The organism is Pseudomonas sp. MYb2 (assembly GCF_002979955.1).
Classification (GTDB): Bacteria; Pseudomonadota; Gammaproteobacteria; order Pseudomonadales; family Pseudomonadaceae; genus Aquipseudomonas.
In genome coordinates, this window is sequence record NZ_PCQC01000002.1 from 1 (window position 1) to 18,764 (window position 18,764).

The 18,764-nt window shown below is 62.7% G+C and carries 11 protein-coding genes; 7 read left to right on the forward strand and 4 right to left on the reverse strand.

The features are described 5' to 3' along the window. The first annotated feature begins 201 nt into the window (after positions 1–201). Positions 202–369, forward strand: coding sequence for a metallothionein (locus CQ009_RS02830; RefSeq protein WP_082355407.1), 168 nt, complete (start codon positions 202–204; stop codon positions 367–369). Between the two features lie 23 nt (positions 370–392). On the opposite strand, the gene CQ009_RS02835 is transcribed toward CQ009_RS02830, so the two are convergent. After that, a complete protein-coding gene (locus tag CQ009_RS02835) occupies positions 393–665 on the reverse strand; it encodes a hypothetical protein (RefSeq protein ID WP_064388286.1) in 273 nt (90 codons plus the stop codon). Positions 666–703: 38 nt separating this feature from the next. Beyond that, positions 704–931, reverse strand: a complete 228-nt coding sequence (locus CQ009_RS02840; protein ID WP_034154602.1) for a DUF6555 family protein — start codon at positions 929–931, stop codon at positions 704–706. Between the two features lie 136 nt (positions 932–1,067). Here CQ009_RS02840 and CQ009_RS02845 point away from each other — a divergent pair, with 136 nt between their 5' ends. The 3 genes from CQ009_RS02845 (at position 1,068) to CQ009_RS02860 (ending at position 3,231) form a co-directional block, all read left to right on the forward strand. Further along, positions 1,068–1,850 carry a helix-turn-helix domain-containing protein gene (locus CQ009_RS02845; protein WP_064388283.1) on the forward strand — a complete coding sequence of 261 codons (783 nt, stop codon included), beginning with the start codon at positions 1,068–1,070 and terminating at the stop codon, positions 1,848–1,850. Between the two features lie 220 nt (positions 1,851–2,070). Beyond that, positions 2,071–2,244 carry a DUF1427 family protein gene (locus CQ009_RS02855; protein ID WP_007969534.1) on the forward strand — a complete coding sequence of 58 codons (174 nt, stop codon included), beginning with the start codon at positions 2,071–2,073 and terminating at the stop codon, positions 2,242–2,244. 30 nt (positions 2,245–2,274) lie between these two features. Next, positions 2,275–3,231 (forward strand): zinc-binding alcohol dehydrogenase family protein, encoded by a 957-nt coding sequence (locus CQ009_RS02860; RefSeq protein WP_105704810.1) that lies wholly within the window; start codon positions 2,275–2,277, stop codon positions 3,229–3,231. Positions 3,232–3,353: 122 nt separating this feature from the next. Here CQ009_RS02860 and CQ009_RS02870 read toward each other — a convergent pair whose 3' ends face one another. Next, positions 3,354–4,376 carry a purine nucleoside permease gene (locus tag CQ009_RS02870; RefSeq protein ID WP_105704811.1) on the reverse strand — a complete coding sequence of 341 codons (1,023 nt, stop codon included), beginning with the start codon at positions 4,374–4,376 and terminating at the stop codon, positions 3,354–3,356. Positions 4,377–4,391: 15 nt separating this feature from the next. Then, positions 4,392–5,351 (reverse strand): nucleoside-specific channel-forming protein Tsx, encoded by a 960-nt coding sequence (locus CQ009_RS02875; RefSeq protein WP_105704812.1) that lies wholly within the window; start codon positions 5,349–5,351, stop codon positions 4,392–4,394. Between the two features lie 511 nt (positions 5,352–5,862). Between CQ009_RS02875 and CQ009_RS02880 the strand changes: the two genes are divergently transcribed. From CQ009_RS02880 to mnmH, 3 genes are all read left to right on the forward strand, one after another. Next, on the forward strand, positions 5,863–16,386 hold the full coding sequence (locus CQ009_RS02880) for an autotransporter-associated beta strand repeat-containing protein (RefSeq protein ID WP_105704813.1): 10,524 nt from the start codon (positions 5,863–5,865) through the stop codon (positions 16,384–16,386). A gap of 203 nt (positions 16,387–16,589) precedes the next feature. Next, positions 16,590–17,624 carry a selenide, water dikinase SelD gene (selD, locus tag CQ009_RS02885; protein ID WP_105704814.1) on the forward strand — a complete coding sequence of 345 codons (1,035 nt, stop codon included), beginning with the start codon at positions 16,590–16,592 and terminating at the stop codon, positions 17,622–17,624. Then, positions 17,624–18,730: a tRNA 2-selenouridine(34) synthase MnmH gene (mnmH, locus tag CQ009_RS02890; protein ID WP_105704815.1), complete on the forward strand. Its 1,107-nt coding sequence runs from the start codon at positions 17,624–17,626 to the stop codon at positions 18,728–18,730. The genes selD and mnmH overlap by 1 nt, the downstream gene beginning before the upstream one ends. Positions 18,731–18,764 lie beyond the last annotated feature (34 nt).

Here is an 18,764-nt window from a genome sequence, read left to right on the forward strand (position 1 = left end):
GACTCGCTGTAAGAGCGAAACCGCCAGCGGCAGCACCCGCAGCAACGGATATGCCCCCATACCCAAACCCAAACCCAAACCCAAACCCAAACCCAAACCCAAACAAAATCAAAAGATCGCAGCCTGCGGCAGCTCCTACACTGGTTATCAAGGCTTGCCTATAAAAAGCCCCAGACAACCACCCAAAAAGGAGTCTGTCCCATGCCCGATAGAAAATGCGACTGCCCCGGCTGCAAATGCACCATCAAGGAAGGCGATCATGCCTACGCCGTCCACGGCAAACACTACTGCTGTGAAGCCTGCGCCCACCACCACAAAAGTGGCGAAGAATGCTCAAGCAAAGGCTGCCATTGCGCCCATCCGAAATAACCGCGCGCATAAAAAAGTGGAGCCTAATCAGGCTCCACTTCCAGTTTCAAGCTTGCATCATCCATGCGTTCGGTATGCCGCACCGTACCCTGTAACCGCCGGCCCTCAACCTGAACAACCACGGTTTTGGCCTGGTCGAGATCTTGCGGTAAAGGCGCGGGCACTTTCAGGGCAAAGCGATATGGATCATCTTCCACGGCTTCCAGGCCGACGCGACAGTCCACGCTCTTGGTGATTCGCCCGAACAGCGTATCGAGGCCGTAGTCCAGATGCGCCGGGCTGATGATGTTGCTCATGATGATTCCCCCGAATGATACCGATGGCCAGGCTGAGCTTAGCTGGTCGGTCGCCACACGACGTTTTCCACGCCGAATTTTTCTGCCATCGGTTTGCTGGTCTTCTGCACCTTTTCCCGGCCAAATCGCGGGATCCGACCGACACCGGCATCGCAGCTAGCCCAGTGCCAAGCCTCGGCATTGTCCATTTTGTCCGAGCGGATAATGAACGACTTGGGCGTGCCGTGAAGGGTGTAGTCAATGACATAGAGTTTTGCGTTGTTCATAAAGCCCGTATTCCTCCCTGTGGTAATAGAGGGATCGCGGCGCTGCGGGAAAATTCACTCGGATTGTCCGACGGTATCTATCGTTGGCGACGTGTGGGTGCACTGGTTACCATGGCGCCTCCGCCAACCTCAATGAATGCTCGTCATGGTTCTTGCCGCGCCCCCCGATCTCAGTGACACCGATGTGCCCGTGCAACGTGTGGCGCGTACCTATCCGCGCGGGTTGTTTATCGAGCCGCATGAGCATGTCTGGGGGCAGTTGCTGTATGCGGTGAGCGGGGTGATGTGGGTCGAGACGCCGCATGAGGCGTTGGTGGTGCCGCCGCAGCGTGCGGTGTGGTTGCCGCCCGGTGTGCCGCACGGGATTCGCGTGGTGTCGGATTTGCAGATGCGCAATATCTACCTGCGCCCGGCGCTGGCGGCGACGCTGGATCAGACGGTGCAGGTGATCGAGGTCGGTGGGTTGCTGCGCGAGTTGATTGTAGGGCTGGTGGAGCAGGGCGACAGTGGTGATCCGCAGTACTACGAGGCGCTGGTCGGGCTGGCGTTGCTGGAGCTGAAGCGCGCACGGCGTTCGCAGTTGAAGATTCCGCTGCCGGATGACTCTGATCGGCGTTTGATGAATTTGTGTCAGGCGGTGATGGCGGCACCGTCGCTGGCGATTCCCTTCGAACAGCACGCGGAAAATGCCGGCGCCAGCGTGCGCACGCTGGCGCGGTTGTTCAAGGACAGCCTCGGCATGGGCTTCGCCGAGTGGCGGCGGCAGGTGCAACTGGCGACGGCGGTGGCGGAATTGATTCAGGGCGTGGCGGTGAGTGTGATTGCCCGGGAGCTGGGGTATTCACCGAGCAGTTTCAGTGACATGTTTCGCCGTGAACTCGGCGTCGCCCCCTCACAATTCATGACTCACAGCGGTTGAGCAGACTGGCGTAATACCTGTAGGAGTGAGCCTGCTCGCGATAGCGGTGTGTCAGCTGGTGCATAGTTGAATGACACAACGCTATCGCGAGCAGGCTCACTCCTACAATGGATTGTGGTGGCTCCAAAGGTTTGTCCGAAATTCAGAAGTCCTTGGCCGATGCCATCCCCGCCGGATCCCTAAACTTTGCCCATTCCTTTCAACGGGCGGAGTTACCCCCATGAACTACCTGATTTCGCTGGCCATCGGTCTCGGCGTCGGCCTGTTGTACGGCGCGCTGGATTTCCGTTCTCCGGCGCCACCGGCCATCGCGCTGGTCGGCTTGCTCGGCATGCTCGCCGGTGAACAGTTGTGGCCGATGGGCCGGCAATTGGTCGCGGGTTGGCTGTCCTGAGTTTCCTTTTCTCCTTCGGTGGATGTCCCCATGAAAGCACTGCAATTCGATAAAACCGGCGACCTGTCTTCTTTGCGCTGCGTCGAGGTGCCGACCCCCGTTCCTGGCGCGAACGAAGTACTCGTGCAGATCAAAGCGGCAGGCCTGAATCCCAGCGACGTGAAGAACGTGCTCGGGCGTTTTCCCTACACCACGCTGCCACGGATTCCTGGCCGGGATTTCGCCGGTGTCGTCGTCGAAGGTCCGCAGGCGTTGATCGGTCAGGAAGTCTGGGGCACCGGCCGTGAGCTGGGCTTTTTTGCCGACGGCTCCCACGCGCAATTCGTCAAACTGCCGGCCAATGGTGTGGCGCACAAACCCTCGCATCTGAGTTTCACCCAGGCGGCCAGCCTCGGCGTGCCTTACACCACCGCGTGGGATGCGCTGGAACGCAGTCTGGTAAAGGCCGAAACCCGTTTGCTGGTGATCGGCGGCGGGGCGGTGGCCACCGCTGCTTTGGCGCTGGCGAAAGTGCGTGGCGCGCAGTTGCTGGCGGCGGCGCGGCGCCCGGAGCAGGTGGCGGAGTTGCAGGCGCAGGGTTATCAGACGATTCAGTTGGATAAGCCCGAAGACCTCGGTGCGCAGGTCAACGCGGTGTATCGCGGCGGCGCTGATGTGATTTTCGACACCACCGGTTTCTGGCTGCCGGCGTCGGTGGCGGCATTGGCCACCTTCGGACGGATCGCGATCATTGCCGCGCCGGTGGACGGCCACGTGCAATTGCCCGCGCTGGCGCTGTATCGCAAGGGCGGTTCAGTGGTCGGGATCAATTCGTTGCTATATGGCGTTGAAGCCTGTGCGGCGATGCTGGAGCAGTTCGGGCGGTTCTTCGATGAAGGCTTGTTGCCGTTGCCGCAAGGGCTGGTTGAGGTGCCGTTGGCCGAAGGCTTGGCGCGCTACGCCGACGTCAATCAAGGCTGTGGCGACAAGATCATCCTAATTCCCTGACCCACCGCAAAACCCCTGTAGGAGTGAGCCTGCTCGCGATAGCGGTGTGTCAGTTGATACATAGGTAACTGACACACCGCTATCGCGAGCAGGCTCACTCCTACAGTAGATCGGTGTAGGGCTCAGGAATGCGGGACGCCATTTTCCCATGCCGACCAGTTTTTCAGGATGTCCTGCACCAGTGGGTTGCCCGCGCGATAGAGGTTTTCCAGCGCCGGCACAAAACCGCCCTGATCGGCGTACTTGAGCAGGTTGTCCACTTCGCTGCCGCCCGGTTCAGGGCGGTCGAAGTCGGAGCCGGCGCGCACCACGGCCAGGCGTTGCACATCGACCAGACCTTCGCGACTGGCACGCAACAAGGCCTCATAGGTCGAGTTGTCTTCCTGCTGCGTCGTGCAGTATTCGCCCTTGTTGTCGGTCAGCAGTTCGGTCCAGACCTCGGCGCGCTCGCTCAGGCGCGTGCCGGAAAACCAGGTGTTGCCTGCCAGCGTGTCGCAGCGGGTGACGACGGGCGGCTGATTGGCCGGTGCCGACGGATATTTCAGGCGCCACGCCGCCGATTCCTTGCTCTCGCTCAATTCAACCTTGTGGCTGAGGGCGAAGGCTTTGTCCTGCAGCTTCGCATTCAGCTCGAACACTTCGGTCTTGTAATCCAACGGCGGTTTTTCGTTCGGCCCCTTGGTGTTGATGCCCAGATAACCGGTCGGCCAACCTGACGGCGCATCGCGCGAATCGATCTCCCATTGCGTGCCGAATTCCACCAGATAATGCGCCCACGCAGCAGTACCGATGGTCCCGTGCTTCGGGCTGATCCCGGCGATACCGGCGATCAGGAAGTAACTTTTGCGCAGGTCGAATTTCGGCGACAAGGCCAAGGCCAGGGTCGAGGCGGCCGCATTGGTCTGGCCCATGCCGGTGGTCAACAGACACACCTGCTGCGCGTTGCAGCGGATGGTCGGGTACTCGGCAGACAGGCCCGGCACGCGGATTTCCTGTTTCAGTTCCAGGCGATCAATCCAGTTTTGCGCCTCGGGGGCGAACATGGTGATCAACACCACTTTCGGTTGGATCGGCGCTTCGCCCGCCCAAACGGTGGAGGAGAGCAGGGCCACACCGGCCAGGGTCAAACGCATCATTGCTTGCATGGAAAACTCCTTGATTCAGAACTGATAACCGACGCCGGCGTAGTAACCCCAGCCGTTGGAGCGCGCACGGAAATTGCCGTCGCCAAAATTCAGCTCGCTGCCGTCCTCCCAGTTGCCACCGTTGTGGAAATAACGGCCGACCAGGGTGAAGCGCAAGTGGGTGAACGAGTAGAGCAGCACGTTGGTCGCCACCGTGGCGTTGGCGGTACGCGCGGGGTTGTCCTTGTGGATATCCGAGCCGAAATCGAAGTTGGTGAAACCGATGTAGGTCAGCGAAGCGCCGTTGCTGAATTTGTCGATGGGGATGATGTACTTGAGCTGTGCGCGGTAGCCGTCCCATGAGTATTCGTTGCTCGCGCCGTAGTTTTCCCACTGATAGCGACCGTAGAGGTTGGCCGATAGATTGACCCGCGAATGGGTGTCGATGTCGGTGCCGAAGCCGCTGTAGAGCGTATTGGCGCGATTTTCCTTGCGGCTGCCGTGATCGTAGATCCAGTCGAACGCGACGTACCATTCCTTGAACGGACCGATGGCCAGGCTACGACCGGCGAGGTAGTCGATGGAGATACGCGGTTCGTGTTCCATGAACACCGGTGAGCCGTGATCCCACACGCCTTTGTCGTGGCTGTTGCCGATGTTGAAGATCTTCGGAATGTCGATGTAGCCGTACAGTTCGAATGGGCCTTTGCGGCCGAAATATTCGTACTCCAGATAGATATCGTCGGCCGGTTGCGGGCCGAAACTGATGTCTTTGCTGCCGATCAACATCAGGTCCTGGTTGTACCAGTCTGACAGGTACGCGCCTTTTTTCGGCGGGCTGGCTTCCGGGCTGAGCGCTTCGCCCTGGGCGGATTCCTCGGCAGGCGACGGTTGCGCCAGAACGCTTTGGCTGAGAAGTCCGGTAACGCCGGTCAGTAGCAAGGAAACGGCAAGCGTGCGCACAAACGGTGCGCGAACAGGAGATGCGGCGTGCATTGAAAGTCCTTTTTTGCGGATCGAGGCCCGTGTTCCGTGGGCTTGTACGGTTTTGTGGTGAAAACGCGGGGATTGACGTTACGCAAACGTTTGCACAAGGCGTACCAGTTTTTTCAATGCCATGAAAAATCGATGAATTCGTAAATTTAACTGACGGACTGATCAGGTATACCTGTTCACCGCAAAAACCTGTAGGAGTGAGCCTGCTCGCGATGGCGGTGTGTCCGTTAATGGATACTTTTCTCACACACCGCCATCGCGAGCAGGCTCACTCCTACAGGGAGTTGCGGCAGGCTAAAGGCCCGTGGATATGGGCTGAAACGCTTATTCCAGACCCCTCTAGTATTAAAGTATTAACACCATTTAATCCGTGCCCCATTGCCGGGCGTCTACTAGCTTTGTCCCCAATAACGCGGTTTTGTGATGACCGTCGCAGTCTTGATTCGCGCGTGGAATAAGCACGGCTCTGCGCGCCTTCAAGGAAGAAATTGGCCACGACAAGGAGTAGCCCGTGGAAGCAAGGTTTGGTGTCGCCCTCGTTTCGCGTTTTTCCCCACTTTCCCTTGCTGTGCATCTGAGCGTCGCCGGGCTGCTGTTCGGCGGGGTCAGCGCACCTGCGCTGGCCACGTGCTCCACGGCCGGTTCAATCGTGACGTGTACGGGGGTGCCGCCACTGCCACTGGTTCCCAACGACTTTGCCAGTGCCTCTAACAACCTGACGGTCAACGTCAACAGCGGCGCGCAGATGAACGCGACCCTTGGCGGGCATGTCATGGACCTGACGGGGGTCAACATCACCCTGAACAACTCCGGCATCATCGACCCGGCAGTCCTCGGTCTGGTGTCGGTTTTGAGTGGCGGGGCATTCATCGGCAGCGGCGCTACCAGCACGGTCAGCGTGCTCAACAACGCTGGCGCGATCATGCGGGGCACCGGGATGTTACTGGGGCTCAACCTGACGAGCATCGACGGCCTGGCCCTTTCGGTTAACAACGCGGCAACCGGCACCACCAGCATCACCAACAACGGCACCATCACCTCGACAGGACTCTCGATCGGCGGCATCACATTGGCGGATACCCCGGTGATCGGTGTCTACGGTGGTTCGCAGGTCAACATGACCAACAGCAACACCGGCGTCATCAACGGCCGAATCGCCTTCGAAACGTCGGCGGCGGGCAACACCTTCACTAACGCCGGTGCGATTACCGGCGGTGTGTCGATGGGCGCGGCGAGCACCAACACCTTCACTGCGGTGACCGGCTCCAGCGTCAACGTCGGTGACGGTGTACAGATCAGCGTTGGCCTTGGTGGTCTGGTCAATATCAACCTGACCTTTGCGCCAACCGGCACGGTCGATGGCGGTGCGGGCGGCACCAACAGCCTGGTCCTGCAAAATCCGGCTGGCGTCGGCGGTGGTATCACCGGGACTGGCACGGCATCGAGCGCCACCTACATCAACTTCAACAACCTGACCCTCAACAGCGGCACCTGGACCTTGCAGGGGCCATTGGTCAGTGGCGCGACCACGCTCAACGGCGGTATCGCCAATTTCAACAACAACGCCACCTTCGGCAGCGGTGTGCTCACCTCCAACGGCGGGGTTCTGCAGGCCAGCAATGCCGGGTTGAACATCAGCAACCTGATCTCCCTCGGCGCCGGCGGCGTCACGGTACAAGGCGGCAACGCCACCACCCTGAGCGGGGTGATTTCCGGTAGCGGCGGTTTCACCAAGGCCGGTACCGGCCAGCTTAATCTCAGCGCCGCCAACACCTATCTGGGCAATACCACGCTCAATGGCGGCACGGTGCAGATCGGCAACAATCAGGCGTTCAGCACCGGCACCCTTAACGTCACTGGCGCAACGACCCTGAGTGCACCGGGCACCATCAACTTGGCCAATGCCATCAGCCTCGGCGGCACATTGACCGCCGGCGGCACTGGCGCGCTGACTCTCGGCGGCTTGATCAGCGGCAGCAGTGGCTTGACCAAAACCGGCAGCGGCAGCCTGACGGTCAGCGGCGTCAACACCGGGTTCACCGGCACCACCACCCTCAGCGCCGGCAGCCTGTTGGTGACCAATAACAACTCGCTGGGCAGCGGTGCGCTGAACACTGCCGCCGGTACCAGTCTGGACAGCACCACCAACGTCACCCTGGCCAATAACATCGGCATGACCGGCGCGCTCAATGTGCTCGGCAGCAATGCCCTGACCCTCGGCGGCGTGTTGAGCGGCACCGGCGGCATCACCAAATCCGGCACCGCCAGCCTGACGTTGACCGGCAACAACACCAACAGCGGCAACACGCTGCTCAATGCCGGCAGCCTGTTGGTGGGCAGCAACACCGCGCTGGGCACGGGTGCGCTGAATACCGCCGCCGGGACCACGCTGGATGCGACGGCGGCGGTGACCCTGGCCAACGCCGTCGCGGTGACCGGGGCGCTGACCCTTGGCGGCACGCAGGCACTGGGCCTGAGCGGTATCGTCAGCGGCACCGGCAACCTGATCAAGAACGGCACCGCCAACCTGAGTCTCAGCGGCAACAACACCTTCTCCGGCGGCACCGCGCTGAATGCCGGCACGCTGATTGTCGGCTCCAACACCGCGCTGGGAACTGGCGCGTTGACCACAGCGGCGGGCACTACGCTCGACGCCAGCACGGCAGTGGCGCTGACCAACGCGGTCTCGCTCGGCGGCAATCTGAACGTCGGCGGCAGCGCCAACCTGACCCTCGGCGGCATTGTCAGCGGCAGCGGCGGGCTGACCAAAAACGGCGCGGCCAATCTGATTCTCAATGGCGCCAACACCTTCCTTGGTGCTGTCGCGTTGAACGCGGGCACGATTACGGCGGGTGCCAACGCCGCGCTTGGTAGCGGCAATATCACCGTCGGCGGTGTGGCGACCCTCGACAGCAATGCGGCGGTGACCCTCAACAACGCGGTCATTCTCAACAACAGCCTGGGGATCGGTGGCAGCAACGCGCTGACCCTCGGCGGGGTGATCAGCGGCGCCAGCCAACTGGTAAAAAACGGCGCGGCCAATCTCACGCTCAATGGCACCAATACCTACAGCGGCGGCACCACGCTGAATGCCGGCAGTCTGACGGTCGGCAACGGCGCGGCACTGGGCACCGGCGCCTTGTCAGTGGAAGGCGCGGGCACCCTCAACGGCAGCTCCGCCGTGACCCTCAACAACAACGTGATTCTCAACGCCAACCTCACCGCTGGCGGCGCCAATGCGCTGACCCTCGGCGGGGTGATCAGTGGCGGCAACGGGCTGATCAAAACCGGCGCTTCGAGCCTGACCCTCAACGGCAACAACACCTACACCGGCACCACGGCGCTGAACGCCGGTTCGCTGGTGGTCGGCTCCAACACAGCACTCGGTACCGGCACACTAAACGCCTCGAACGGCACTTCGCTGGATGCCAATACCGCCGCGACGCTGGCCAACAACGTCAACCTCGCCGGCACCCTGACCTTGGGCGGCAGCAATGCGCTGACCTTGGGCGGCGTGGTCGCCGGTATCGGTGGGCTGACCAAGAACGGCGCTGCCGATCTGACCCTCAACGGCGCCAACGCTTATTTTGGCAACACCGTGTTGAACACCGGCAAACTGACCGTCGGCAGTAACACCGCGCTGGGCTCCGGCACGTTGAACGCGGCGGCCAACACCACGCTGGACGCCAACACGGCGGTCAGCCTGAACAATGCGTTGGCACTGGCCGGTGCGCTGAACATCGGCGGTACGGCAAACATGACCCTGACCGGGCTGGTCAGCGGCGCCGGCAGTCTGGTGAAAAACGGCGCGGCCAATCTGATTCTCAACGCGGCCAACAATTACCTTGGCGGCACCACGCTGAACGCCGGCACCCTGACTGTCGGCAACAGTTCGGCACTCGGTTCCGGTGCTCTGACTGTCGCCGGTGCGGCGACGCTGGACAGCAACTCGCCGCTGGTCAGCCTCAACAACGCCGTGGCTCTGAATGCGGCACTGAGCGTGGGCGGCACGCAGAACCTGACCCTCGGCGGCGTCACCAGTGGCACAGGCCAACTGATCAAGAACGGCGCGGCCAACCTGACCCTTAACGGCAACAACACGTTCAGCGGCGGCACAACGCTCAACGCCGGCACGCTGACTCTGGGCAATGCCAACGGTCTGGGCAGCGGCGCATTGGTCGTCGGTGGCGCGGCAACGCTGGATAACAGCGCTTCGTTCGGCATCGGCAACGCCATTACCCTGAATGCCGGACTGACCGTCGCCGGCAACAACGATTTGAGTTTGAACGGCATCATCGATGGCGCTGGCAGCCTGACCAAAAATGGTCTGTCGGATCTGACCCTCGCTGGCAGCAACACCTTCACTGGTGCGCTGAATATCATCTCCGGCAGCGTCACCACCCTCAACACCAATGCGCTGGGCAACACCGCCGGCGTCAACATCAGCGCCGGCGCCGGGCTGAATCTGGGCAGCAACGCCAGCCTCGGTGCGCTGACTGGCAGCGGCAGTGTGCAACTGACCGGCAGTAACACCCTGACCGTCGGCGCCGGCAACGTCACCAGCACGTTCGACGGTGACCTCAGCGGCAGCGGCGGCCTGGTCAAAGTCGGCACCGGCACCTTGAACCTCACCGGGATCAACGGCATTACCGGCAACACCGCGATCGATGGCGGTATCGTGAATCTCAGTGGTTCGCTGGGCAGTGCGCAAGTCAACGTCAATACCGGCGGCACCCTGACCGGTACCGGCTCGGCGCTCGGCGCGATCAACATCAACAACGGTGGGCATCTGGCGTTGTCGTCGGGCAACACCTTGTCGGCGAGTGCTCTGACTCTTGGTGCCGGCAGCAACGTTGATGTGGCCCTGGGCACACCGTCGACCGCGTCGCTGATGAACGTCGGCGGCAACCTCACCCTCGACGGCAATCTCAACGTCACCGATGCCGGCGGTTTTGGCGTTGGTGTATATCGCCTGTTCAACTACACCGGCGCCCTGACCAACCTCGGTCTGGACGTGGCCAGCGTGCCGGTCGGTTATGGTCTTGGCGATCTGCTGGTGCAGACCGGCGTGGCCAATCAGATCAACATTCAAGTCTCCGCGCCGAACAGCAACATCCGTTACTGGGACGGCAGCCAGACCATCGCCAACGGCGTGGTCGATGGCGGTAGCGGCACGTGGAATGCGGTCGGCACCAACTGGACCGATGCCAACGGTCTGGTCAACCAGCCGTGGGCCGGCGACTTCGCGGTGTTCCAGGGCACTGCCGGCACGGTGACGGTGAACGGCACGCAAGCGTTCACCGGCATGCAATTCCTCACCGATGGCTACAACGTGGTCAACGGCGCGGCAGGGCAACTCACGGCGGTGAACGGCACCGGCGGCACCACTTCGTTGCGCGTCGATCCGGGCGTGACCGCGACCATCAATGCCAATATCGATGGCAGCGGCATCCTCAACAAACTTGACGCCGGCACCTTGGTGCTCGGCGGTGCCAACACCTATACCGGCGGCACGCAACTGGACGGCGGCAAAATCATCGTCGGCAGCAACACCGCACTCGGCACCGGTACGTTGACGGCGAATGCCGGCACGCAGCTGGACAGCAACGCGGCGGTGACACTGGCCAACGCGGCGACGCTCAACGGCAACCTCACCGTGGTCGGCAGCAATGCACTGACCCTCAACGGCGTGATTGGCGGCACGGGTGGCCTGATCAAAACCGGCACGGCGAACCTGACCCTCGGCGGCAACAACGCCTTCCTCGGGCCGGTAGCACTGAATGCCGGCGGACTGATTCTGGCGTCGAACTCGGCGCTGGGTTCCGGCACGTTGAACGCGGCGGGCGGCACCACGCTGGATGCGAGCACTGCGGTTTCGCTGAACAACGCAGTCAATCTGGCCGGCAACCTCGGCATCAGCGGCACGGCGGATCTGACCCTGGCCGGTACGGTCAACGGCGCCGGCAGCCTGAGCAAAAACGGCGCGGCCAACCTGACCCTCAGCGGCAACAACAACTTCCTCGGTGGCACCACCCTCAACGCCGGCACGCTGACCGCCGGCAGCAACTCGGCGCTGGGTCTGGGCAATCTCACCGTAGCCGGCGCCTCGGCGCTGGACAGCAACAGCGCGCTGAGCCTGGGCAACAATGTGGTGCTCAACGCCAACCTGAGCAACACCGGCAGCAACAACCTGACCCTTGCAGGTGTGGTCAGCGGCGCGGGCGGGTTGATCAAGAACGGCGCGTCGAACCTGACGCTCAATGGCATCAATACCTACTCGGGCGGTACCACGCTGAATGCCGGCACGCTGACTCTCGGCACGGGTGGCTCTCTGGGCAGCGGCGCGCTGACCGTGGCCGGTGCCTCGACTCTCGACAACACCGCGCCACTGGTGCTGGCCAACAACCTCAACGTCAATGCCAATCTGGCTCTGGCCGGAAACAACAACCTGACCCTCGGCGGTGTGATTGCCGGCGCCGGTACGCTGAGCAAAAACGGTCTGGCCGACGTGACCCTGAGCGGCAGCAACACCTTCAGCGGCACCTTCGATGTAGCGTCCGGCAGCCTGACCACGCTGAGTGGCGCGGCGCTGGGCAACAACGCCACGGTCAATCTCGCGAGTGGCGCGGCGCTGAATCTCGGTGCTTCGGGCAGCCTCGCCAGCCTCACTGGTAGCGGCTCGGCGCTGATCGGTACGGGCAATACGTTGAGCCTCGGTGGCAACAACGTCAGCAGCACCTTCGCCGGCATCCTCAGCGGTGACGGTAGCCTGAGCAAACTCGGCAGCGGCACGCTGACCCTCAGCGGCATCAGCGATCTGACCGGTGACACCAGCGTCAATGCCGGCACCTTGCAGGTCAACGGCTCGCTGGCCAGCGGCAATGTGCTGGTCAACAGCGGCGGTACGCTCGGTGGCAGCGGCACCTTGACCGGTGCCCTGACGGTGGCCGATGGCGGTCATCTGGCGGGCGTCACCGGCAGTACGCTGAGCGTGAGTTCGCTAGTGTTCAACGGCAATTCCAACTTCGACGTCGGCCTCGGCACACCGGTGTCCGGCGGCGGCAATGCGCTGGTCAATGTCGGCGGCAACCTGACCCTCGACGGCACCCTCAACGTCAGTGACATCGGTGGTTTCGGCAGCGGCGTCTATCGCTTGATCGACTACACCGGCGGCCTGACCGACAACGGCATGCTCTTCGGCACGTTGCCGGGTAGCGTCAGCCCGGGCGATCTGCAACTGCAAACCGCGCTGGCCAATCAGATCAACCTGCTGGTCACCGCACCGGGCGTCACCGTGCAATTCTGGGACGGTAATCAACTGGTGGCCAATGGTTCGGTGGAGGGGGGCAGCGGCACCTGGGGCACCGGCACCACTAACTGGACCGACGTCAACGGCACCACCAACCAGGCCTGGACCAACAATTTCGCGGTGTTCCAGGGCGCGGCCGGCACGGTGACCGTCAACGGCGCGCAAACCATCACCGGCATGCAGTTCGTCACCGATGGCTACAGCCTGGTGAACGGCACGGCAGGTTCGCTGAATCTGGTCAACGGTTCGCTGGGCAATGCCACGGTGCGGGTTGACCCGAACGCCACTGCGACCATTGGTGTTGCGCTCAATGGCAGCGGCACGCTGGGCAAATACGACACCGGTACGCTGGTGCTCAACGCGGCCAACGGCTACACCGGCGGCACAGCGCTCAATGGCGGCAAGATTGTCGTCGGCAACAACGCCGCGCTCGGCACCGGCGTCCTGACCGCCGCCGATGGTACCGCGCTGGACAGCAACACCGCCGCGACCTTGGCCAATGATGTGGTGGTCAACGGTGGCTTGACCGTCGCCGGTTCCAATGTGCTGACCCTGGATGGCGATGTCAGCGGCAGCGGCAGCCTGATCAAGGCCGGCGCTTCGAGCCTGACCCTCAACGGCAATAACAGCTACAGCGGCGGCACGCAGCTCAACGCTGGCACGCTGATTCTCGGCAACAACAGCGCGATCAGCAGCGGTGCATTGAACGTGACCGGCAATGGCAGTCTCGACAGCACCTCGGCGCTGCAACTGGCCAACGCGATCAATCTGGGCGGGCAGTTGACCCTCGCCGGCAACCAGAACACTACGCTGATCGGCGCTGTCACTGGCGCGGGCAGTCTGGTGAAAAATGGCGCAGGCGATCTGACCCTCAGCGGCGCCAACACCTACAGCGGCGGCACCACGCTGAACGGCGGCAGCACATTCGGCGACACCAGCAGCCTGCAAGGTGCAATCGTCAACAACGCCACGCTGACCTTTGAGCAGAATGCCGATGGCAGCTACACCGGCAACCTCACCGGCGCCGGCACGCTGAACAAAACCGGCAGCGGCGATTTGCTCCTGACCGGCAACAATGGCTTCACCGGTAACACCTCGGTGCAAGCCGGCAGCCTGCTGGTCAATGGCACGCTCAACAGTGCCAACGTCAACGTTGCCAGCGGCGCAAGCGTCGGCGGCAGCGGCCAGTTCGGCGGTGCTGTGCAACTGGCCGACGGTGCGACGCTGGTCGGTGGCGCTACAGCAACGCCGTTGTCGGTCGGTTCGCTGGCACTGTCCTCGGGGACCAATCTGGACTTCAGCCTCGGCTCGGCAACCAGTTCGACCACCGTGGTCAATGTCGCCGGCAATCTGACCCTCGACGGTACGTTGAACATCAGCAACGCCGGCGGCTTCGGCACCGGGGTTTATCAACTGTTCAGCTACGGCGGCAGCCTGACCGACAACGGTCTGGTGTATGGCAGCCTGCCGGTGTCGGCGGCCAATCTGACCCTGCAAACTGCGATTGCCAATCAGATCAACCTGCTGGTGCAAGGCACCCCGGGTGAGGTGCAGTTCTGGAACGGTGGCACCACCAATCCGGACGGCAGCATCGGTGGCGGCAGCGGTGTGTGGGGGCCGGACACCAACTGGACCGACCCGAGTGGTACTCAGGCCCTGGCTGCAAATGGTCAGTTCGCGGTGTTCGGCGGTCAAGCGGGTACGGTTACCGTGCAGGGCAATCAGAACTTCACCGGTCTGCAATTCCTCGCCGGCGGCTACAGCCTGGTTCCGGGGGCTGGCGGTACGCTGACCCCGGTCAACGGCGCGGACGGCAGCCTCGCACCAGTGCGGGTCAATGCCGGTGGGAGTGCGGAAATCTCCGCGCCGCTGGTGGGCACGGGGGGCATCGAGAAGCTTGATTCCGGCACGCTGGTATTGAGCGGCGCCAACACCTACAGCGGTGGCACCACGGTCAGCGGCGGTGCGCTGGTCGGTAACACCACCAGCCTGCAGGGCAACATCCTCAACAATGCTTCGCTGTTCTTCGTGCAGAACTTCAACGGTCAGTTCAACGGATCGCTGCGCGGACTTGGCGCGATGCTCAAACGCGGTACCGGCACCTTGCTGTTGACCGGCGATAATCCGTTCAGCGGCACGGTCGCGGTCGATCAAGGCGTGCTGCAAGTCGGCAGCCGGTCGGCGCGGGCTTCGCTGGGCGGGCAAGTCACCGTGGCCAACGGCGCGGGGTTGAGTGGTAACGGCAGTGTCGGTTCGGTGGTCAACCATGGCGTTGTCGCCTCGGGCTCCGAAGCAGGCACCCTGAGCGTGGCCGGTAACCTGACCAACGCCAGCGATGGTGTGCTGGCCCTGACGGTCAGCTCGCCAACCGCGACGCCACTGGCAATCGGCGGCACCGCAACGCTGGGCGGCGCCTTGCAAGTGAACTCGCTGGCACCGTTCACCGGCAACACCACGTATTCGCTGATCACCGCGGGTGGTGGCGTGAATGGCACCTTCAGCGCCGCAGACCTGCCGCAATACGCGTTCCTCAACACTGCACTGGTATATGACACCAACGCAGTGAACCTGGTGGTCAGCCGCAATGGCAACTCGTTCGCCGATGTCGCCGCCACCGGCAACCAGTTCAGAACCGCCACCGCGCTGTCGAACAATGGCCCGGCGGGCGCGGCGTTGCAGAACGAAATCGTCAACCTCAGCGTCGCCGGTGCGCGTAATGCCTTCGACAGTCTGTCCGGTGAGATCCACGCCAGCACCGCCAGCGCCATCCTCGAGGATTCGCGCTATGTGCGCGACGCGGTCAACGATCGCATGCGCCAACCGTCATGCAGCGCGGCGGATGATCCACGCCGTGCCCTGGCGCCAGGTGGCAACCAACTGAGCAGCAACGGTTGCCACGGCGAAATGGTTGGCTGGGCCCGCGCTCTCGGCGCCTGGGGTGAGTCGGATGGCGACAGCAATAGCGCCAGCCTCGACCGCAACCTCAGCGGTTTCATGCTCGGCACCGACAAGCAACTCGATGACCAGTGGCGCGTGGGCATGGCCGCCGGTTATACCCGCAGCGACCTCGACGCACATGATCGTCGCTCGGATGCCACCGTCGAAAGCTACCACTTGGCGGCGTACCTCAACTCGCAGTTCGATGCACTGGCGGTGCGCCTCGGCGCGGCTTACAGCTGGCACGACATCGAAACCAAACGCGACGTCAGCGTCGGCAGCTACAACGACCGTCTGAAGGCCAATTACGACGCTCGTAGCGCGCAGGTGTTCGGTGAAGTCGGTTACACGATTGAAGCCGGCGGCATTGCCCTTGAGCCTTTCGCCGGGCTGGCCTACGTCAACTACGACAGCGACAAGGCCAAGGAGAAAGGCGGAGTAGGGCGCCTGGAAGCCGATGCCGATCAGGACATCACCTTCTCGACCCTCGGCGTGCGCGCCGGCAAAGTCATCACCCTGGCCAACGGCGGGCAATTCACCCCGCGCGCGGCCATCGGCTGGCGGCATGCCTTCGGCGACACCAAGCCTGACGCCGACCTGACCTTCATCGACGGCGGCGCCTCGTTCAGCACCCAAGGCGTGCCGATTGCCAAGGACAGCGCGATTGTCGAAGCCGGCGTGGACTTCCAGATCAGCCCGACCGGCAAACTCGGCGTCGGCTACTCGGGCCAACTGTCGAACGACAGCAACGACCATGCGATGACCATCAGCTTCAGCCTTGGCTTCTGATTTAGGGTCGAAGCACTTTTAGCCGCCCGTGAGGGCGGTTTTTTTTGCCTTGCCTCAAGCTGCTCGTTCCCACGCTCTGCGTGGGAACGCCTCCAGGGACGCTCCGCGTTCCGGGCTGCATTCCCACGCGGAGCGTGGGAACGATCGGATAGACCCGGCGTGCTCTGCTAGAATCGGCCCCATTAACTGCCTGAGACTCCCCCATGAGCGAGCCGATTCGTCTGACCCAATACAGCCACGGCGCCGGTTGCGGCTGCAAGATTTCCCCGCAGGTGCTGGAAGTGATTCTGGCCGGCAGCGGTGCGCAGAACCTCGATCCGAAACTGTGGGTCGGCAACGCCTCGCGTGATGACGCGGCGGTCTACGAGATCGATGCCGAACGCGGCGTGGTCTCGACCACGGACTTCTTCATGCCGATCGTCGACGACCCGTTCGACTTCGGCCGCATTGCTGCGACCAACGCGATCAGCGACATCTACGCGATGGGCGGTGATCCGCTGATGGCCATCGCGATCCTCGGCTGGCCGGTCAATGTGCTGGCGCCGGAAGTCGCGCGCGAAGTGATTCGCGGCGGCCGCGCCGTTTGCGACGCGGCGGGCATTCCGTTGGCGGGCGGGCATTCGATCGACGCGCCGGAGCCGATTTTCGGCCTCGCCGTCACCGGTCTGGTGGAAAAACGCCACATGAAGCGCAACGACACCGCCACCGCCGGTTGCCTGTTGTACCTGACCAAACCGCTGGGCATCGGCATCCTCACCACGGCCGAGAAGAAGGGCAAATTGCGCGCCGCCGATGTTGGCGTGGCCCGCGACTGGATGTGCACCCTGAACAAACCCGGCAGTCGCTTCGGCAAACTCGCCGGCGTCACGGCGATGACCGACGTCACCGGTTTCGGTCTGCTCGGGCATCTGGTGGAAATGGCGGACGGCAGTAAGCTGACGGCGCGCATCGCTTATGACCGCGTGCCGCGTCTGGACAGCGTCGAGTACTACCTCGATCAGGGCTGCGTCCCGGGCGGTACGCTGCGCAATTTCGACAGCTATGCGAGCAAGGTCGGCCGCGTGCAGGAACTGCACAAACGCGTGCTCTGCGACCCGCAAACCAGCGGTGGTCTGCTGATCGCCGTTACCCCTGAAGGCAATGACGAGTTCCTTGCCGTCGCCGCTGAGCTGGGTCTGAATCTGGCGTCAATCGGTGAGCTGGTTGAGCGACAGACGAACGCAGTCGAGGTGATCTGATGCTCCGCGACTGCACTGACTATCGAGACATTTTCCTCAACGACCGGCCGCTGATGGATGCCCGCGCGCCGGTCGAGTTTCACAAGGGCGCATTCCCCGGCGTGATCAATTTGCCGCTGATGAACGACATCGAGCGGCAGAAGATCGGCACCTGCTACAAGCAACACGGTCAGCAAGCGGCCATCGAGTTGGGCCATCAATTGGTGGCCGGCGCGGTGAAAGCCGAGCGCATCCAGGCCTGGGCCGATTTCGCCCGGGCCCACCCTGACGGTTATCTCTATTGTTTTCGTGGCGGCCTGCGCTCGCAGATCACCCAGCAATGGCTGCGTGACGAGGCGGGCATCGACTATCCGCGCGTCGGTGGTGGTTACAAGGCCATGCGCAACTTCCTCATCGATACCACTGAACAGGCCATCGCGCAGTGTGATTTCGTCCTGCTGGGCGGCATGACCGGCACCGGCAAGACCGAAGTGCTGGTGCAGTTGCGCAATGGCCTGGATCTGGAAGGCCACGCCAATCATCGCGGTTCCAGTTTCGGCAAGCGCGCCACCGGGCAGCCGTCGAACATCGATTTTGAAAACCGTCTGGCCATCGACATCCTCAAAAAGCGCGATGCCGGGATCGAGCAGTTTGTGCTCGAGGACGAAAGCCGGGTGGTCGGCAGCTGTGCCTTGCCGCTGCCGCTGTATCAGGGCATGCAGCAATACCCGATGGTGTGGCTGGAAGACCGTTTCGAGGATCGCGTCGAGCGGATCCTGCGTGATTACGTGGTCGATCTGTCGGCGGAGTTTGCCACGGTGCACGTGGAGGAGGGCTTTACGCTGTTCTCGGAGCGCCTGCTCGAGAGCCTGAATAACGTGCAGAAACGCCTCGGCGGCGAGCGGCATCAGCGCATGTTGCTGTTGATGGAAGAGGCATTGATTGAGCAGGCGCGCAGCGGCGCAGTGGATCTGCATCGTGGCTGGATCGAGGGCTTGCTGCGCGAGTATTACGACCCGATGTATGTGTTTCAGCGCGAGAAGAAGGGCGGGCGGATCGAGTTTGCCGGGGAGCGTGGGGCGGTGCTTGAGTATCTTCGCGAGCGGGTGAACCAGAAAGATTCATAGTGTTTTTGCCGGCCTCATCGCTGGCAAGCCAGCT

Bases quoted from the DNA above. Each gene is read 5' to 3' on its own strand.
- CQ009_RS02830 (WP_082355407.1), top strand. From the start codon at position 202: ATGCCCGATAGAAAATGCGACTGCCCCGGCTGCAAATGCACCATCAAG.
- CQ009_RS02835 (WP_064388286.1), bottom strand. From the start codon at position 665: ATGAGCAACATCATCAGCCCGGCGCATCTGGACTACGGCCTCGATACG.
- CQ009_RS02840 (WP_034154602.1), bottom strand. From the start codon at position 931: ATGAACAACGCAAAACTCTATGTCATTGACTACACCCTTCACGGCACG.
- CQ009_RS02845 (WP_064388283.1), top strand. From the start codon at position 1,068: ATGCTCGTCATGGTTCTTGCCGCGCCCCCCGATCTCAGTGACACCGAT.
- CQ009_RS02855 (WP_007969534.1), top strand. From the start codon at position 2,071: ATGAACTACCTGATTTCGCTGGCCATCGGTCTCGGCGTCGGCCTGTTG.
- CQ009_RS02860 (WP_105704810.1), top strand. From the start codon at position 2,275: ATGAAAGCACTGCAATTCGATAAAACCGGCGACCTGTCTTCTTTGCGC.
- CQ009_RS02870 (WP_105704811.1), bottom strand. From the start codon at position 4,376: ATGCAAGCAATGATGCGTTTGACCCTGGCCGGTGTGGCCCTGCTCTCC.
- CQ009_RS02875 (WP_105704812.1), bottom strand. From the start codon at position 5,351: ATGCACGCCGCATCTCCTGTTCGCGCACCGTTTGTGCGCACGCTTGCC.
- selD (WP_105704814.1), top strand. From the start codon at position 16,590: ATGAGCGAGCCGATTCGTCTGACCCAATACAGCCACGGCGCCGGTTGC.
- mnmH (WP_105704815.1), top strand. From the start codon at position 17,624: ATGCTCCGCGACTGCACTGACTATCGAGACATTTTCCTCAACGACCGG.